General features: G+C 47.5%; 17 protein-coding genes. 6 read left to right on the plus strand and 11 right to left on the minus strand.

All coding sequences use genetic code 11. From position 1 onward, the window contains the following. The first annotated feature begins 294 nt into the window (after positions 1-294). The 4 genes from ACE3K2_RS18815 (at position 295) to ACE3K2_RS18830 (ending at position 3,595) form a co-directional block, all read left to right on the plus strand. Positions 295-1,023 (plus strand): amino acid ABC transporter ATP-binding protein, encoded by a 729-nt coding sequence (locus tag ACE3K2_RS18815; RefSeq protein ID WP_421893485.1) that lies wholly within the window; start codon positions 295-297, stop codon positions 1,021-1,023. Between the two features lie 39 nt (positions 1,024-1,062). After that, positions 1,063-1,896 carry a transporter substrate-binding domain-containing protein gene (locus ACE3K2_RS18820; protein ID WP_421893488.1) on the plus strand — a complete coding sequence of 278 codons (834 nt, stop codon included), beginning with the start codon at positions 1,063-1,065 and terminating at the stop codon, positions 1,894-1,896. 102 nt (positions 1,897-1,998) lie between these two features. Then, entirely contained in the window at positions 1,999-2,721 is a 723-nt protein-coding gene (locus ACE3K2_RS18825; RefSeq protein ID WP_076332614.1) for an amino acid ABC transporter permease, read from the plus strand. A gap of 223 nt (positions 2,722-2,944) precedes the next feature. Then, positions 2,945-3,595: an amino acid ABC transporter permease gene (locus ACE3K2_RS18830; RefSeq protein ID WP_421893491.1), complete on the plus strand. Its 651-nt coding sequence runs from the start codon at positions 2,945-2,947 to the stop codon at positions 3,593-3,595. Between the two features lie 352 nt (positions 3,596-3,947). Here the strand turns inward: ACE3K2_RS18830 and ACE3K2_RS18835 are convergent, their stop codons facing one another. The 10 genes from ACE3K2_RS18835 to ACE3K2_RS18880 form a co-directional block, all read right to left on the minus strand. Further along, positions 3,948-5,285 carry an FAD-dependent oxidoreductase gene (locus tag ACE3K2_RS18835; RefSeq protein WP_421893694.1) on the minus strand — a complete coding sequence of 446 codons (1,338 nt, stop codon included), beginning with the start codon at positions 5,283-5,285 and terminating at the stop codon, positions 3,948-3,950. Positions 5,286-5,369: 84 nt separating this feature from the next. Continuing rightward, a complete protein-coding gene (locus tag ACE3K2_RS18840) occupies positions 5,370-6,224 on the minus strand; it encodes a carbohydrate ABC transporter permease (protein WP_421893494.1) in 855 nt (284 codons plus the stop codon). Beyond that, positions 6,208-7,122: a carbohydrate ABC transporter permease gene (locus tag ACE3K2_RS18845; protein WP_421893497.1), complete on the minus strand. Its 915-nt coding sequence runs from the start codon at positions 7,120-7,122 to the stop codon at positions 6,208-6,210. The genes ACE3K2_RS18840 and ACE3K2_RS18845 overlap by 17 nt, the downstream gene beginning before the upstream one ends. A 356-nt stretch (positions 7,123-7,478) precedes the next feature. Next, positions 7,479-8,183, minus strand: a complete 705-nt coding sequence (locus ACE3K2_RS18850) for a hypothetical protein (protein ID WP_421893500.1) — start codon at positions 8,181-8,183, stop codon at positions 7,479-7,481. Positions 8,184-8,210: 27 nt separating this feature from the next. Further along, positions 8,211-9,506, minus strand: coding sequence for an ABC transporter substrate-binding protein (locus tag ACE3K2_RS18855; RefSeq protein WP_421893502.1), 1,296 nt, complete (start codon positions 9,504-9,506; stop codon positions 8,211-8,213). Positions 9,507-9,608: 102 nt separating this feature from the next. After that, positions 9,609-10,376 carry a response regulator transcription factor gene (locus tag ACE3K2_RS18860; protein WP_421893504.1) on the minus strand — a complete coding sequence of 256 codons (768 nt, stop codon included), beginning with the start codon at positions 10,374-10,376 and terminating at the stop codon, positions 9,609-9,611. A gap of 5 nt (positions 10,377-10,381) precedes the next feature. Further along, a complete protein-coding gene (locus tag ACE3K2_RS18865; protein WP_421893507.1) occupies positions 10,382-12,205 on the minus strand; it encodes a sensor histidine kinase in 1,824 nt (607 codons plus the stop codon). 283 nt (positions 12,206-12,488) lie between these two features. Further along, positions 12,489-12,677 (minus strand): aspartyl-phosphate phosphatase Spo0E family protein, encoded by a 189-nt coding sequence (locus tag ACE3K2_RS18870; protein WP_282319606.1) that lies wholly within the window; start codon positions 12,675-12,677, stop codon positions 12,489-12,491. A gap of 310 nt (positions 12,678-12,987) precedes the next feature. Next, positions 12,988-13,512: a pyruvate kinase gene (locus ACE3K2_RS18875; RefSeq protein ID WP_421893511.1), complete on the minus strand. Its 525-nt coding sequence runs from the start codon at positions 13,510-13,512 to the stop codon at positions 12,988-12,990. Between the two features lie 212 nt (positions 13,513-13,724). Further along, positions 13,725-15,116, minus strand: coding sequence for a helix-turn-helix domain-containing protein (locus ACE3K2_RS18880; RefSeq protein WP_421893514.1), 1,392 nt, complete (start codon positions 15,114-15,116; stop codon positions 13,725-13,727). 267 nt (positions 15,117-15,383) lie between these two features. Between ACE3K2_RS18880 and ACE3K2_RS18885 the strand changes: the two genes are divergently transcribed. Beyond that, positions 15,384-16,508 (plus strand): LLM class flavin-dependent oxidoreductase, encoded by a 1,125-nt coding sequence (locus ACE3K2_RS18885; protein WP_421893517.1) that lies wholly within the window; start codon positions 15,384-15,386, stop codon positions 16,506-16,508. Positions 16,509-16,617: 109 nt separating this feature from the next. Here ACE3K2_RS18885 and ACE3K2_RS18890 read toward each other — a convergent pair whose 3' ends face one another. Next, positions 16,618-17,199: a TetR/AcrR family transcriptional regulator gene (locus ACE3K2_RS18890; protein ID WP_421893520.1), complete on the minus strand. Its 582-nt coding sequence runs from the start codon at positions 17,197-17,199 to the stop codon at positions 16,618-16,620. 269 nt (positions 17,200-17,468) lie between these two features. On the opposite strand from ACE3K2_RS18890, the gene ACE3K2_RS18895 reads away from it, so the two are divergent. Next, on the plus strand, positions 17,469-18,680 hold the full coding sequence (locus ACE3K2_RS18895) for an MFS transporter (protein WP_421893523.1): 1,212 nt from the start codon (positions 17,469-17,471) through the stop codon (positions 18,678-18,680). Positions 18,681-18,786: the final 106 nt, after the last annotated feature.

Here is an 18,786-nt window from a genome sequence, read left to right on the forward strand (position 1 = left end):
CATAAATCACACACCACTTTCAGTATACTCTATACAACTATTCCAAAGGTTGGTAAACATCTAGGAGATTAGATTCATTTTTCTGTCATGATTCGTCACAAGACTTTTAATAACGTGACAGATATATAACACAATTACTGTCCACAGCCCTATATAGCCCATTACTTATGTCATGTTTTATCACAAACCAATTGCCATAAGCAGGATGACTATGTATGATTAAATAACTAGTTTCAATATATTCCTTAATATTCCTTTTCCAAACAATCGTTGCAGAAAGGATGGGGTGTACTCTTGATTGAATTTAGGGGTGTCCAGAAACATTTCGGTCATTTTCATGTCCTCAAGGATATCCATCTTCACATTGAAGAAGGAGAGGTCGTCGTCATTATCGGGCCTTCCGGCTCCGGCAAAAGCACGTTACTCCGTTGTATTAACCGCCTGGAGACCATTACTGAAGGTGAACTTGTCGTAAGTGGAATTCCTCTACATCAGAAAAAGGTGGACATTAACCTCTTCCGCCGTGACATCGGCATGGTATTTCAACACTTCAATCTTTATCCTCACAAAAAAGTCATTGATAACATTACCCTTGCACCGATGAAGGTGCGTAAACAACCCAAAGAACAGGCTGCCGCAACCGCAATGAAGTATCTAACCCGGGTGGGCATTGCCGACAAAGCAGACAGTTATCCCTCCCAGTTGTCCGGTGGACAACAACAACGGGTAGCCATCGCCAGAGGACTGGCCATGGAGCCCAAAATTATGCTCTTTGATGAACCTACCTCTGCACTCGATCCTGAGATGATCGGGGAAGTCCTCGATGTTATGCGCTCCCTTGCCCATAATGGCATGACCATGGTTGTTGTTACTCATGAGATGGGATTCGCCCGCGAAGTTGCGGACAGGGTCATCTTCATGGACGAAGGCCGAATTGTGGAAGAGGCCACTGCTGCTGAATTTTTTGACAACCCCAGAGAAGAACGAGCACAGCAATTCCTGAGCCGTCTGATTCATCATTGAGAATAATCCACTATTCCATTTTGAAAGGGGTCTTTATTCATGAAGAAATTATTGAAATGGCCATCATTTATGCTTGTCCTCATTCTCTCGCTTGTATTGTCAGGTTGTAGTACAGGTACAGATACACCTTCGGCGAGTGGTGGTGGTGGTGATGCCGAGGCGAAAGGCACGATTGAACAGATTAAGGAACGCGGTAAACTCATTGCCGGAGTGAAATATGATACCAAGCTGTTCGGATTGAAAGATCCCGCAAGTGGCAACGTTGAAGGATTCGATATTGATATCGCCAAGGCACTCGCCAAACAGATCCTTGGAGATGAGACCAAGGTCGAACTGAAAGAGGTCACTTCCAAGACACGTATTCCCATGTTGCAAAATGGAGACATCGACATCATCATCGCCACGATGACCATTACGGATGAGCGTAAGGAACAGGTGGATTTCAGTGATGTTTATTTCGAGGCAGGCCAATCCCTGCTGGTGAAAACTGATAGTGCGATTACAGGCTTGGAAAGCCTCAGCGGGGTGAAAGTACTCGCGGTGAAAGGCTCCACATCCGCTCAGAACATTCGCGAGAAAGCCCCGGACGCTGAGGTGCTTGAATTCGATAACTATCAGGATGCATTCACTGCTCTCAAAGCAGGTAAAGGTGAAGCGCTGACCACAGATAACATCATCCTCATCGGCATGCAACAGACGGATAACAGCTTCCACTTGGTTGGTGGCAATTTCACAAGTGAACCTTATGGTATGGCCATTCGCAAAGGCGACACCGCCTTTGTGGAAGAAGTTAACACACTGCTCAAAAGCATGAAAGACAGCGGGGAATATGACACATTACACGAGAAATGGCTGGGCTCCAAGCCCGAGTAATCCCGATTAATGATGAGCAAGCGGCGAATTCGTCTGCCTGATGTGATGCATGAGCAGATGTAATCGCCGTTTCGCCATCTGGAGAACGGAGGCTTCGCCTATATGGGCACATTGGATTTCAACGTACTGATGCGACACTCGGATCGTTTTCTGGAAGGATTCCTGAACACCATTCAAGTGAGCATCATGGCTCTCATTGGCAGCTTTATCCTCGGCGCGATCCTGGCTATCTTTCGGATATCCCCTGTGAAACCGCTGAATTGGATTGGCACGGCTTTTGTGGAATTTATCCGAAACATCCCACTGCTGTTGGTTGTATTTTTCTTCTATCTTGGACTGCCTGCACTAGGCATTTCGCTGGACGGATTTGTCTCCGGCACGCTGGGTCTGACCATCTACACCGCCGCTTTTATTGCCGAAGCGATCCGAGCGGGCATTCAGACGGTGCCGCGTGGACAACTGGAAGCAGCAAGATCCTCCGGATTGTCCTATGTACAGGCCATGAACCTGATCATTCTGCCCCAGGCCATCAAGATTGTGTTGCCGTCCATCGGCAACCAATTCATTAATCTGGTCAAAAACTCATCCATTCTGGCCGTCGTCGCCGGTATGGATCTCATGTATTTTGCAGACCTCGTTAACTCGGATACGTTCCAGCCGCTAAGTGTATACACCATTGTTGCCCTGTTCTATCTGGTGCTGACGCTACCACTCAGCTTCCTGGTGCATTATATGGAGCGCAGGTTTGGACAGAGCGATGCAGAAGCCCGCAGCACCAAGGGCAAACCGAAGAAGAACAAACCGGCAGGACAGGTTACCATGTAATAGATTGACTTATAGCTGTGCAGATTTTTAGAGAAATATATTGGCTTGTCCAGGTGGTTTAAATGAGTACTGGATCGTTTGTGTTTTACTGGCATTGGCGATCATGTCACAGTGCATATTGTAATTCACTGCTACGGTGCTTGAGTTGCTTTATACACAGTCCATGCCCCATCTATTGATCTTCGCTATTCCATTCCTGCATACAGAAGGAGGCCGATGAAATATGGACTTTAGCGGGGCCTATGCCTGGCCCAACCTCCGTTACCTGCTTCAAGGATTCCTGATTACCCTGCAGGTAGCAGGGCTATCTATTGTGTTCAGCTTTGTGCTCGGCACCGTACTGGGGACGTTACGGTTTACCCGTATCCCTGTTCTGTCACAGATCGTCGCGGTGATCGTGGATACGATTCGGAATCTGCCACTGCTGCTCATCATTTTCTTCATCCACATCGTACTTCCACAGCTCGGGATTAAAATGTCCGTCTTCTGGTCCACCGTCGTTGGACTGAGTCTGTTTGAAGGCGCAATGATCGCCGAGATCGTCCGTAGCGGTCTGAAGTCGGTTGAGCGCGGTCAGGTGGAAGCTGCCCGCTCCTCGGGCCTGAGTTACATGCAGACTCTAGGTGGCATCATCATGCCACAGGCGCTACGCCGCATGTCCCCGCCGATGGTCAGCCAGTTCATCTCACTCCTGAAGGATACTTCACTGGCGATCATCATCTCCCTGCCGGAGCTGATGCACAACGTGCAGATTCTTGGCGGTCAAAGTTTCGATTACATTATCCCGGCTCTGCTGCTCGCAGCCGTATTGTATTTTGTCATCAACTACACACTGTCCGTTGTCGCAAGGCGACTTGAGGCACGGATGAATTGATAATCGGAGCAAGTCAGGCACGAAGGAACATGAAGGAACTGTGACCTCGTGATTGATTAGATATGAAGAAATACGAAACATGAAGTAAAGAATCTAATGGATGAAAAGAATCACCGCGCCCCAAAGACTCTAAAGCCACCTATGCAGTGGATTTGGAGTCTTTGGGGCTAAAGTTATTCTCATCAATTCAATTCACAAGCTTCCCACCCATTTCTAACGAACTGAGGGAAGCTTATTTAGCCATTTTGGGGACATTTTCTAATCTAACGAATCGTAGACGCTTTATTCCTCCGATTCATCCGTGCCCAACTACTAATAATTCACCCAATTTCGTCCACAATCAGCTCATCCACTAGATCGCTGCTCCGTTGCGACGTAATTCCGCCTGTAGTACCTCAATCGGCAGTTCCACCGGGTCCAGCTTCATCTTCACGGTAAGTGCAGCCGCTGTTCCTGCCGCCTCCCCGGTAGCCATACAGCTTGGCGTCAGCCTTGTCGTTGCATGCGCCTCATGTGTGGTGGAGATGCAGCGACCTGCCGCCAGCAGATTGCGGATATTGCGAGAGATCAGACAGCGATAGGGAATATCATACGCCCCGTCTCCCTCTATAAAGGCAGCCAACACACCTTGACCCGAAGGGTCATGGATATCAATCGGATAACCGCTTCTGGCAATCACATCGTCAAATTTTCGCCCTGCAACCACGTCCACCTGGGTCAAGGCATAATGCCCAATGATTCGTCTCGATTCACGAATACCAATCTGCGGTGCTACCGCCGAGATCGAAGCTCTTTCAAATCCAGGAACATCACGCTGCAAAAATTCAGCGATCATCAGCATCTGCTTCCGTCCTTCCTGTTCAGCCGAGGTCAGATCCTCGGCATCCGTCGCATCGAGTCCCTGCACACGGGTACAATTAATCAGCACTTCATCCTCTGCCGGTCCGGTAAAAAATAAGACCTGGTCGCGATTAATCGGCACACCCGCTTTCTTCCACTGGGAATAGAAACCACTCACCCCCGTTAACGGAATGCTGTCCAGTTCAGCAAAGGGAGTTTTCACATAGAAATCCTCCGGGTGCTCCTGCATGTATTGCTTCACTCGTCCAAGATCCACACCACGCATGCGGAATTTCATGGTCATCGGCTGTGACTGATGGTCGCCGTCTCGTCCCTTTGCCACCGAAGCACCCGCTAGATAAGCCAGATCGGCATCACCGCTTGCATCCACGAATACGTTCGCCTGAAACTCCTTTCGTCCAGACTTGTTGGTCACCCGCACCGCTTCCACCCGATCATCTCCAACGAGCACTTCATCCACGAAGCTGTGCAATAACAGCCGGACGCCAGCCTCCTGCAACATCTCTGCCGCAACCACCTGAAAGATCGCAGGATGATACGGCGTGACAGTATGCACAAACCCAACGGTATCGCGCAAATGCCCGGGGGAGCCGCCACGCGCCTGCAATCGTTCAACGATCTCCTGCGCAATGCCTTGAATAACCTGCTCACCACGCTCCGTATGGAAAGTCATCCAGGGATAGACCATAGCGGCAGTAGACATCCCGCCCACGAATCCGTATCGCTCCACCAGCACTGTTCGTATACCCTGCCGCCCAGCCGCAATGGCTGCCGCTATACCCGCAGGGCCGCCTCCCACAATAACGACATCTGCCTCTTCCTTGTTCATGCCCATTCGTTCACGCAAATGTTGTTCCTCCTTCCGTTCTATTACACGTATTGCACATTACACGTATTGCACGTCTTTCACTGCTTACTCTTTCAGTCCCGTCATGGCAACCCCCTCAATGAAGCGCCGTTGTGCCAGGAAAAAAACAATCAACAGTGGCAAGGTCGCCATGACGGTGGCGCTCATCAGATATTGCCAGGCTGTACCCACTTCATCTGTAAACAGGGACAATCCAAGCGGCAGCGTCATTAGATCACGCGAGTTAATGAAGATCAACGGATCAAAAAACTCATTCCAGATCGTCACAAACGTAAAGATCGTCAGCGTAGCCATACCCGGCTTGGCAATGGGCAGCATAATTCGCGCGTATATTCGAAATCGGTTGCAGCCGTCGATCATCGCCGCTTCCTCCAGTTCCGTTGGCACCGTAATGAAGAACTGCCGCATCACAAAGATGCCAAATACACCGCCCGCACCAAATATCGGCAATAATATCAGCGGAAGGTGGGTATCAATCCACCCCAGTTGCCGCATGAATAGAAACATCGGAATCGCTGTCACCTCATGGGGAATCATCATGGCACTCAGCAGGATTAGAAATACCACATTACGTCCCTTAAACGGAATTTTCGCGAATGCATAACCGGCGAGAGAAGCAAAAAACACCGTTCCCATCACAACCAACGCAGAAATGTAGATACTGTTCCAATAAAAACGGTGAAATGGAATCAATCGAAAGACATCGATGTAGTTCTGAAATTGAAACGTATCCGGTATCCACTGCGGTGGATAGGTGAATATGCTCTGGGGCTCCTTCAATGATGTCGATATCATCCAGATAAATGGCACAATCATAATGAGGGAAATCAGAGTCAGCAACAAATACGTCCCCAGGGTACTTCCTATCTTCCTCCCCGAAGGATTAGGCATCGCCTTCATTAAATACCCACCTCTTTCGGAGCTGCCATTGCAGCAGCGTCAGGATCAGTACGATGAAGAACAGCACATATGCAAGAGCAGAAGCATAGCCAAACTGAAATAGTTTGAATGCTTTTTCCCAGATATAATAAACGAGCACCTTTGTACTGTTACTTGGTCCGCCCTGTGTCATCACATAGATCTGCCCAAACACTTTGAGTGAACCAATCACGGTCATGACCACAGTCAAGAACACCGTTGGTGTGATCATAGGCAGTGTAACGTGAAAGAAGGTTCCTCTTCTGCCCGCACCGTCCAAGGTTGCTGCTTCGTACAGTGAACGCGGTACCTGCTGAATGGCTGCAATGAACAGCACCATATTCAGACCTACATTTTTCAGCACACTTGTCACAATTACCGCCGGCATTGCCAAATCTTCATTGTATAGCCAGGCCGGACCCTTGATGCCCGTCATCAATAGAAGCTGATTAATCAATCCTGACTCTGTCGCATACATCAGCTTCCACACGATGGCCCACACGATCAACGAAGTCATGACCGGAACAAAGATCGCTGTTCGGAAAATGCCGATCCCCCGCAGATTTCTGGATAGCAGCAACGCGAGCAGCAGGGCGAGCACAATATTAAGCGGTACCAGCCCCGCTGTGAAATAAACCGTATTGGCGAGCACTTTCCAGAACATCGCGTCTGTCATAATATTCCGGTAATTCTCCAGCCCTATAAAATGATGCTCCCCCAGCAGCGGCCAATCGGTCAGGCTCATGTATAATGCGAGACCCATGGGAAATAGCAGCAGCAGGGTAAACCCAAGCACCATCGGCGATACAAACAGCCACCCCGCGATCTGGGCTTCTCTGGCGAGCGGCCCCCTTCTTTTGCGCTTGTGTAGATGGGTCACAATCAGGCCCTCCTTTTGTTATCTAACTTTATCCCCCGAAGTTGAACTCTTCGACATTTTTACATAAGGTGCTGTCTCAAAAGGAATGATTGCCCTCGCTCCAAGCGCTGACGAATCCACCGCATCTTATAAGGCAGATTTTTAAAGAATGCACCGGGTAACGAATCTCAGTCATGTTATTTCTTCACAAAATGAAGCCAGAACCTTGGAAATCGACCAAATGGGCCAAATAACGTCTCTCTGATTCCTTAAATTTCAGATCCGTACAAATAGACGCGAATAACATGTGCTCGATTCGTTAGAACGAATGAATGTTACCGTGGGGTGTCCCCCGTGATACACATGACTTTCACTGATTAGTCCGGACGGTTCAGGCTGTCCACCGCATTGCGGAACCCGTTCACAGCCCTTCGCAGCTGTTCTTCCGTGTTGCCAGTCACGACCGCCCCAAGCATAATCGCTTTGACCCCGGTATCGCGCAGCACCCGAACATCCTCCGGTACCAGCTTACGCTGGGAAGGAACCAATACCGGGACCTGGGCCTGCAAGACCAGACGGCGATACTGGAGCACATCCGCGAAGCTGAGCGGTGTACCATATTCTTTTCCAGGTACAATGGATGCCTCCAGAGCAGCGAAGCCGAAGTGAGCTGCGGATGTTACGAGGGAAGCATCATATTCCTCATTGATCGCAAACGTCGGGTCCAGCCCCAATTCACTCAGCATGAAGGAAGGCAAGTGATGTGCATATATGGAATAGAAATCAAAGCCCAGCCCCCCAAGCCGCTCCACATCCTCCCTGCGTGCTCCATCTATACTGCCAGAAGGTACAACCCCGAGCGGACCACCAAACTCACTGCGGATCGCCCGAAACACCTCGGCATACCTGTCCAATGGACCAAAATGATTGCCGCTGGCGCGATGACCGACATTATAATGCACCTTCAGTGCATCAGCGCCCTCTTCCATGGCTGCCCGAGCCAAAGCAAGTTCATTCTCAGGCAGACTGACCACCAGCGATAGTGGTGTACGCTCAAGTAATTCTTTGAATTTACCCATCATGCTCACCTCCGGTTTTGACCCAATGATTTAGGGTTGCAGCACACGTTGAATCTCTTCCTGCATTTGTTTCAGGTTATCCTGAGCTGTCGCCGTCCGGGCAAACAGTCGGTCAAATCCCTGCAATACCGCATTGTCGATATCCTGCCAACGGATATGACCGGGAATTAAGCGCGCTTTGGGCATTTCATCAATAACGGCCTGCACAATGTGTTCTTTGCTCGGGTTATTTGGCTGAAGAATGAAAGCGTCTGAGTTCAGAACAGAGGTACGCGGAGGCACAAAGTAGGTGGCTGTCGCCTGAATCCCCTGCTCACTGGCGAAATACTTCAACAGCTTCTTCGTTTCCTCTGGATGTTTGCTGTCGTTAAACATGGCATATCCGGCCTGCCCCAACATCGGTACACTGCCTTGTGAACCGGAAGGCATAGGAGCGATGCTCCATTCAAAATCCGTAATCTCCCTTGTTTTGGAGACATAGCTGTAATTATCGAAGAACATGCCCACATTGCCCGCATCAAAGCTAACTTGCTCACCCGCCTTCGGGTGTGATTCATCCGTGAACATCATGCGCTCCAGCAATTCAAAGGTCTGCACACCATAGGCATCGTTCCAGGTGAACGTTGTCATGCCTTCATCGAATGGACCGCTTCCATTGGACCAAGAGTAAGAAGAGAGCACCGCCCATGTCTTCCAGTCGCGAAAAAAGTTGGCACCATAGACTCGGTTGCTCGCATCCTTGCTGGTAATGGCTTTGGCGGACGCTTCGAACTGTTCCCATGTCCATTGTCCTTGGGTGGCAAGTGTGTTTGGATCCGTCAGGCCAGCCTTGTCGAACAGCGTTTTATTGTAAAACATGACCACCGGAGGTGTAGAAAAGGGTAGCCCCAGCAGTTGATCACCATCACGGAACAGATCAAGCGTATTTGGAATGTAATCATCCAGCTTAAACTGTGCATCATCCTTGAACTCGGATACATCGGCCAGAATGTGATTGGACTTGAATTGTGGCACCATTCGCTCCGATACCCAAGCGAGATCGGGAAGAGAGCCTCCGGCGGCCAGCACCGAGATTTTTTGCTGGTATTCTGCGAATGGTACGGATTCCATCGTAACTTTGATGCCTGGATTTTCCTTGGTGAAGCCATCGATCAGCTTGTTGTATACATCCATATGTGCCTGATTGCCCCACATCATAAACTTCAGCTCGACCTCTCCATTCTCCCCGCCTGCACTGCCCGGTTCACTGCTGGAATTGGAGCTTGTGCACGCGATTGAAGCCATCATCATGAGTATAAACACCAGTATCAGTCCTGCTTTTTTCATGGAAATCCCCCTTATGGACGTCGTGTATACATGTGCAACCAAAGTATAACGAAAGCATCGTTCCCTCATAAATCACGTCAACTACAGAAATGGTATGGTTTTTCAAGAGATACTGAATCGGTCCCGATATTCCCCCGCAGTCCATCCCACCTGCTGCTTGAACACCAGCATGAAGTGTTTGGGGCTCTGGTGTCCGGATAACCGTGCCACATCATAGATTTTGAGACCCGTGTTAATCAGCAACCACTTGGCCCGCTCCATACGTGCCTCAGTGATGTATTCGGAATAATTGATCCCTATTTCGTTCTTGAACAACTGGCTTAAATAAGTAGGGTTCAAGTTAACGAGATCTGCGATCGTCTGAAGTCGCAGATCTCCATCCGGATGCTGCTTAATGTATTCCTTCACATCTCGGATAATCTTCCGTGTATCTCCACCAGTGTGTTCTGCTTTCCTAGATGGCTCAGGAATCGAAAGGGTTGAAATGCCGTATCTGCGATCCAGCAGCAATTGAATCTTCTGTATGCATAATGCCAGTTCATAGCGATCGATTGGCTTCAACAGATAGTTCAACACCCCGAATTCCATCGCTCTGCGTGCATATTCAAACTCGCCGTAGCCGCTAATGATGAGCATTAACAATTCAGGGTACATGTCTCTTGCTTTGCTTACCAAAGTTAGTCCATCCATTTCACGCATACGAATATCCGTGATTAACACATCCGGCACTTCACATCTCAGAAAATCCAATGCCTCGATCCCGCTCGATGCTTCGCCTGTTACCTGAAACTGAGCAGACGCTTGTACGATCAGCTCCCTCAGTCCCTGACGGATGACCGTCTCATCCTCTACAAGCAATACTTTATACATGCGCTTCAATCCCCTTTCGGTAGAAGTTGAATGGATATCGTGACCACCAGGCCCTGCCCGGGACTTCCATCAATACTTAGGCTGCTGCCTTCTCCATACATGAGGCGAATCCTCTGGGCGATATTGTTAAGCCCCAGACTGTCCCCGGCATGGCAACGTAATGCCTCATTTGAAGGCTGTTTTGATATGGATTCGTTTAACTCGTCAATTTTTGCCTGAGTCATACCCTTACCGTTGTCTCGCACACTAATCAGCAGCTCTTGGTCGAATTTCAAGGCAGATACCCAGATTACTCCTCCATTTTCTTGCCCTTCAATGCCGTGGTAGACGGCATTCTCCACCAGCGGTTGCAGTACCAGCTTGGGAATCAAATACGCCGTTATCCCTTCTTCGATGTCATAGATCATCTCCAACTTGCCATCGTAACGTACCTGCTGAATGCGTACATAGGATTGTACAAAAGCAAGTTCTTCTCCAAGTGGAACCATCCGGTCCACCTTATCAATCGTATAACGCAACAGCTTGCCAAGCGCCGTCACCATGTCCGATACCTCAGCATGCTTCTGTCGGATGGCCATCATGTTAATGGACTCCAGCGTGTTGTATATAAAATGGGGATTCATCTGGCTCTGTAATGCCGACAACTCTGCCTCCCGCTCTTGAATACCAAGCAGGAACACCTCATTGAACAGTCGATGAATCTCTTCCATCATGCGGTTAAAACCCCGGCTCATCTGTCCGAATTCATCACTGCTGATGTGTGCTACCCGCTGGCTGAAATCACCCTGCTCTACCCGAATCATGTGGTGCTTTAGTCGAATCAGTGGCCGAGTGATACGATAGGATAACAGAACCGCCAGAATCGCTATAGCCGCCATACACAACACAGCGAACCACATTGTGAAGGTGAGCATCTCACCCGACTCCTTTTGAATCACGGCAATAGGTGTTAGGCTGATCACCGAAAGCCCGGAATAGCTGGAATAGTGTTGCACATAGAGATAGGACTGCCCATCCAGAACAACTTTTTGGTTTCCCTCATAACTTTGAAGCTGTCCATGCAATAGCAACTGGTCGTACACAGACATCCCTCCGGTTGAGGTCCGTTCGAACAGAAGACGCTGCTTGCTGTCTACAATCATCAGGCTTGCCTCTTGCTCAACATTCAGATTGGATAACAGTTGGCCGAAAGCTTCCAGACGGATGTCAATCAGGATGTACCCCAATCGCCGGAGTGTACCCGGATCACGAAGCACTCTGCCCACCGATATATATGACTCTTTCTGTCCGCCCGTGTAATAGCCGGGTTCATGCGGAGGAAGCAGGCGCCATGTGCCTTCCGAGTCTTCGAGCTCTGCAAACCAGTCGTCCTGCCTGCTGTCCCATAGCGGCTTGACCGCCAGTGAATCGAGATTGGAGAACAGGATGCCGCTGTTGCTGATCAGATGAATTCCTCGAATTTCAGGTCGGTCATACGCTTGACCAGAGGTATACAGCTTCATTTTCAGATAATCCTCAGACCTCGCCCATGCGCCCGACCCCATTGACGCGTTGTATTTATCCAGAATGCCAAGCACCATCTGATCGTATAGCGGCAAGAGCGACAAACGCTCATAGTCCTTCAGCAGCCGGTTCAGATTGGCGTTAATCTGGCGAACCAGTTCAATGGTGAACTGCTCGGTCTTGCGATCCATCGTCTGCGAGAAATGCCTGTAATTCATCACTCCCTGCAAGCTTAGTGGCAGTAACGTTAGCCCAAGAAACAACAGGAGCAACTTGGTGCGCAGGTTTACATTTTTCCTTAAATAGCCTTGTACCTTGTCCATCATTGCCGTTCATCCCTCCCTCTCCCGATCATTGTATGAGCCCCCTTCACAGATCAATCTGGATATAACTGGGGTCATCATATCCAGTTTTAAGGATCATTCGCTATCCTGCCAACTCTGGAATGGGTACGGAATTTCAAGTTATCCGCATGGGTTTCAGGCTGAACGCAAAAAAGCCGACTGTATCGCTACAGTCGACTACGCTTTTTCTATAGAACACATCTGCCGAGTTAATCTAGCAACACAATCGGACAATCGGTTGAATAGGACCAAAAAACCGACTGCATTATGCAATCGGTTGTCTGTTCCTGAGATGGCTTTTATATTTGAATCGATTATATTCATTAATTAACTCGTCCAGTACCATGGACTGTCGGAGGACTTTGTTGTCCTGCATGCCATGATTCTCCGCCAAACGACTTAACTCATGCCTATTTCGTTCGATTTTATCTTTGATCTGCTTCGGTTCACTCATAGCATGCACCCCCTCTTTGTATAACATTTTAGGATACATTGCCAAAAAATTCATATTATATTCCTTTGCAGAATAAAATATTTATTTACATTGAGATACTTTCAACATCAAGCATTTTGCATAGAGATATGATGTCTCTCTTTTTCTACAAGATGTGGGCAAAGATATATGTAGCATATCTACATATCGTATTCTAGAATTTTCGAATCCTTAAGGTTAAAACTGATTCATGGACATATTATGCATTTTACCCCAAGTATTTTTGCACCTTTTTCCCGTAAAAAGTTAATAACCTTATCCGACAGCATATTTATTCGTATAGATAATTATCATCACCATTCTGCATGCCAAAATAACGAAGTCTGTAACCCTCTCGATAACGAGCACATAATGGACCAATGAAGGAGTCATTCTCAAATTCAATGTAACCTGTTAAATAAAGTAGGATCAGATATTCCTCAAAACGTGGATTGCCAAGAGTTATCTCACTCTCTTCCATTCCGTAAAATACTTCGATTTCCAGAATTAACAGAAGCGAAAATCCTCGCACCGTGGAATTGATGATCCATGCAAACTCCAATGGCTCATGGATATCCTCAGCCTTATTCAAGCTAATTAATTGCTTGGTTCCTCTCTCATCATTGAATACATAAGCGGCAATCGCCTGATCAAACCCTGCATGGGGGTCGTTGCGCAAGTCGGAAAACTCCTCTAAATCTACCTTCTCAGCGTAGAATTTCTGTGTTAGTCGATCATGAATCTGCTCTAAAGTAAATGGATTAGGAATGTCCAATGTTATATATTTGTCGTAAAGCTTCTGAATATCAATCTGCAATGATAAATCCTCTTTTCGTTATGATTAAACTAATTTTCAGCTACGTTATTAATACAAAAAGGCTTACTTCCAACTAGGAAATAAACCATTTTAAACTCAGTATACTTCAATTCTGAATCAATTAGACTCCACCGCCGCCATGTGTATGTGTACTATACAACACTGGAGTGTCTGCACTAGGTTGAGGGTACAGAGTAAACAATAAAACAGCACTAAACAATACTACTATTAAAGCTGCTTTTTTTCTCATAATTACTATAGACCTCCTCGATTAAGTTACTATAATTGTTCTTCATTTCAATTGAAGCTCTATCTCTAAATCGCTCAAATAAGCCTACACATTGTATAACCACAGATTCGCTTTTCATATTTTTAGCAGAAGCTAAACAATGTAATAAATGCTGAAACCCTTGCTCAAATCTGCCTTTATCTAATTGATAGATCGTTAATTCTTTAAGAAATTGAATGTATCTGCCATTCGTTATAAGTTCATTATAACTACCAACATAACCATAAGTATTAGAATACATCATTATATATGGATCAAATCTATCAAGAACAAAATCAACATCAATATCGTGGTTATTAGCTGCCTCCATTATTTTGACCAACGCAGGCAAAATTTCAGCTTCGTCTTTCTCAATGTTCTGAACATACGGATAGATTACATCTTTATCCCCCATCATAAGGCGATATAGATAATTGTTGACCTGAGCCCATCCATTAAATTTATCAATAAATTTAAGATCCTCGTCACTTGGATTATCAATTTGAGTTAATTTTGAATATGCTTCTGTATATCGAAGAGCTTCAGGATATTCTTCCCGTCCATCACATGCTGCTGCCCTCAGCAAATTGGAATACGCGGAGTATACGAAGGTAGGATAAGTGCTAATCCTTTGAATTTCCGATTTTCTTTTTTTATAAGAATTAAGAAAGTTAGTTTTCTGCTCCAGATCTTCAGCCAAAGTGAATACCTTGTCCCAGTATCTTAGAGCCAAGTATGTATTCGCCAGGTCTTTAATCGCATCCAGTTGCCGTTCCTCATCCAGCCGATTAATATACGGTTCAAAATGTACGGCTGCACGCAGATTCTCGTGTTGGTCCTGACCGAGAGATAACGTGAAGATGCGATACTGGCAAAGAGCGAGACGTTCCGAATGTTGGTATTTCTCACACTCCGCCACACATTCGTACAACATCCGTGCAGCCTTCGTCTGTCCACGTTCCAGCATGCCTTCCGCCATCTCGAACAACTCCGAGATATACGAGCGATCATCGGTCACTTCCTGGATAACCCTCTGAATACAGTCCAGCTTGTCCAATTCAGCACAGCGTTGCAGGAATGGTTCCAGTCTTCTCCAATGGGGTGCCGATTCCACGAAACATTCAGCCCCATAGATCTCGTAGAAATACCCCTCTTCCAGCTTCATGCCTTGGGTAATCAGATCCAGTTGCGCCATAGCGATGGGCCGAGTCCCCTTAATAATTGCACTAAGCGTTCCGGCGTTAACTCCCGATATATCGGCAAAATACTGCAGGGTGTACCCCTGTTTCCTGATGTAGTCCTCAATATATGAGCGTATCGTAGTTGTAGGTTCCATGTATCCCACCTCCACAATGAAAATCCATAATTTTGAATTTATATGATAAGCACAATTTTAATCCTAAATTTTACAGCGGTCAATAAAAATCGTGGCAATTTCCTTCACATCTGTGCAAGGAAGCCTGAATGGAATTTTTGCTTATAGAAAAAATCCATTAGAACAATCTGCGAGAACGTGATACATTTAATTCAACTTACATATCCTACTATTTCAATAGGATTATACGACACAGATACGATTAATTCAGTTCAAGGAGAAGGTCAGATGAAATTTGCCTTGTTTAGTCTCATGATGAATCTCCCTAATGCCGTAACCGGGGAAGCTCTGACGACTCAGCAGAAATTCCACAATATATTAGAGCAGGCGAAGCTGGCTGAACGACTGGGATTCGATGCCTATGGGATCGGTGAACGACACGGTGCACCTTTTCTATCTTCCTCGCCACCTGTCGTATTAACCGCAATAGCCGCAGCAACCACACGCATTCGGTTACTAACCACCGTCACTGTTCTCAGTATACTTGATCCCGTCCGGGTTGCCGAGGATTATGCCACGCTCGATCAATTATCAGGTGGACGGCTGGAGATGATCATCGGGAAAGGCAATGACCCTCGACACTATCCGCTGTTTGGCATAAGCGAAGAGGAACAATGGGACTCACTCGATGAACGGTATCATTTGCTAAAACGGTTGTGGTCTGAAGAGAATGTCACCTGGCAGGGAACGTATCGCCCTCCGCTTGAGGGAGTGACTACGTGGCCCAGACCGCTTCAGCAGTCCATCCCCATCTGGCATGGTAGCGCGTCCAGCACGGTCTCAACCGAACTCGCTGCCAAATATGGCGAGCCGCTCTTCACGTCGAATTCTTTTCACCCTCAGGCCAAATACAAAGCGTTAATTGATCATTATCGGGAGCGCCTCGATTATTATGGTCATGATCCGCAGCAAGCCGTGATTGGCTCTGGTGCTGGCAGTCTGTATCTTGCCGATACGGGTGAAGAAGCCATTCGTCGCTATAAGCCCTATTATGAAGCGTTCCATGCTACCGCCGCCGCACAGCATAACCAGTCGCCCTTCACCGATCTGGAGGATAACATTGCACGAGGTCCTGCGTTAATCGGCAGTCCGGAGCAGGTCATTGAGAAAATTCTGGACTACCATGCCGCTTACGGACATCAGGTGCTGAGTATCAGCGTAGATGGATTGACGCATAGCGAGCAGTTGGAGCAAGTGGAGCGTTTTGCCAAGGAAGTGGCCCCTGTATTACGCCGTGAACTGCCAAGTTCGGTATGGAATGAACCCCCGGTGTTAACCCAGCACTCCTCCTTCCGGTCCTCTAATGCTACAGACACATGGCCCACAGCCATCTCACCCATATTCCAGGTATAAGTGTTCTTCCACGCACAATATGCCACACGTCTTCTCTCCAGGGTGATTCCTATGAATCGCCCTCTTCCCTCATTCTCCGCTTCCGCCCGGTTATAGCGCCGCTCTCCTTCTACTTATTGAACTGAATGCCTTCAAACAATGAACGGAGCAGTACATCTATAAACGTATCATCCATCGCTTCACCGGTCACCAACATGCGATAGAATACCGGCCCATAGATCAGATCAATGTACAGTCCAATGTCCATCCCACTCTTTAATTCGCCGCGTTCCACACCCTTCTCCAGAATTCCCCGAGCTTCACGCCGACGTGGTTGGATATATCTTGTGCGGTATTCTTCGGCAAGCCCTTCATCCGATTGCCCTTCTCCGATAATCTGTGTTATCACTTTTCCTTCCCGACTGGTCAAAAAACGAACCAGATTACTCGCATGTATGCGTATATCTTCCAATACCGAACCTGTATCCGGTACAGGTAATCTTGCCGTTGCGGCAGACATATATCCGTCCATGATGACAGCGCCCTTGTTCGGCCACCATTTGTAGATGGTCGCTTTGCTCACCTGTGCACGTTCAGCAATCTTCTCGATTGTTACTGCCCCGAATCCGTGCTCCAACAACAACTCATATGATGCTGTAAGAATGGCATTCTGGGTTTCCATGTTACGTGGACGTCCTCTTTTGGCAGTCATCTTGAGCCCTCCTAGATGTAAAAAATATATGTAATCATCACTAATATTCATAAAAACGATACGTTCATTATACTAAAATGCAATGAGTACACACAATTCCATCCTCCGCCCTCTTTTTCATTCCATGAAAAATTGTAATGCCTATTTACAATACTAAACGTTTAGTTTATTATATGTTTGTAATTAGTGAACACGACGTTTAGTAATTGACGCTTTTAATATGAACCCCTTATTGCGAATACCATTTAGAACTGTGGAGGATGATGAAGATGGATATAACACAACAAGTGAAGAAGGCTCCTGTACCCACCTGGATTATTTTTTTGCTAGCCTCAGCTTGTGGATTAATCGTGGCAAACCTGTATTATGCTCAGACCGTTATTGGACCGATTAGCGTGACAACAGGGCTGTCTTCTGCTGCTGCCGGATTAATTGTAACGTTGACACAGATTGGCTATGTCATTGGTTTGTTGTTCATCGTGCCGCTCAGTGACATTACCGAGAATCGACGTCTCGTCGTGCTTTTCCTAATTGTACTGGTCGGCGCCCTGATTGCTGCGGCTTTCTCGCCCACGGCTGTTGTATTTCTGACTGCTTCTCTATTCATTGGTATTGGCTCTGTTGTCGCTCAGATTCTGGTACCCTATGCAACATATCTTACTTCCGAGGAACAACGCGGGCAGGTTGTCGGCAATGTCATGAGCGGTCTGCTGTTGGGCATCATGCTGGCTCGTCCTGTCGCAAGCTTCATCACCAGTCTCTTTGGATGGCAGACGGTGTTTGTATTCTCGGCTGTTGTCATCGTCCTTCTGATGCTGCTTCTATCCCGTGCTCTGCCTGCTCGCCAGCCTGAACCCAACTTGAAATACGGACAATTAATCATGTCCTTGGGCACACTGTTCAGAACGATGCCTCTTCTGCGCCGCCGGGCGTTCTATCAGGCCAGTCTCTTTGGTGCATTCAGCTTGTTCTGGACCACGGTTCCGCTCAGGCTGGCTAACGATTTTGGCATGTCACAGCAAGGCATTGCCTGGTTTGCACTGGCTGGTGTCGGAGGCGCTATAGCCGCTCCCATTGCCGGGAGACTGGCCGATCGCGGACTAACACGTATTCTGACGGGTGCTGCCATGGTGATCGCTGCGGCTTCATTCGGTCTTGCCTATGTGTTCCAGAGCCAATCCACGTTTGCATTGATCCTGCTTGTGATCGTGGCAATCACACTGGATATGGCTGTCTCAGGAAATCTGGTGCTGGGTCAACGCATTATTTACTCCTTAGGAAGTGAAGCGAGGGGGCGTGTGAATGGCATATTCATGTCGATCTTTTTTGTCGGCGGTGCGATTGGTTCCTCTCTTGGAGGCTGGTCTTATGCCTATGGAGGTTGGAGACTCACTACGCTGATTGGCCTGATTATGCCACTGCTTGCTTTGGTGTATTACTTTACGGAAAAGAAAACGGTAGTCGTCAGTAATCATCTATAAGTACGTGTTCATAAAGGGCTGTTTTAATACCTTAAACAACCTATATAACGATTCTTTTATATGTAAAGAAGGGCAGAGTGATCTCTAAGATCAGCTTCTGCCCTTT

It is taken from the genome of Paenibacillus sp. (assembly GCF_048976745.1).
Lineage (GTDB): Bacteria > Bacillota > Bacilli > Paenibacillales > Paenibacillaceae > Paenibacillus.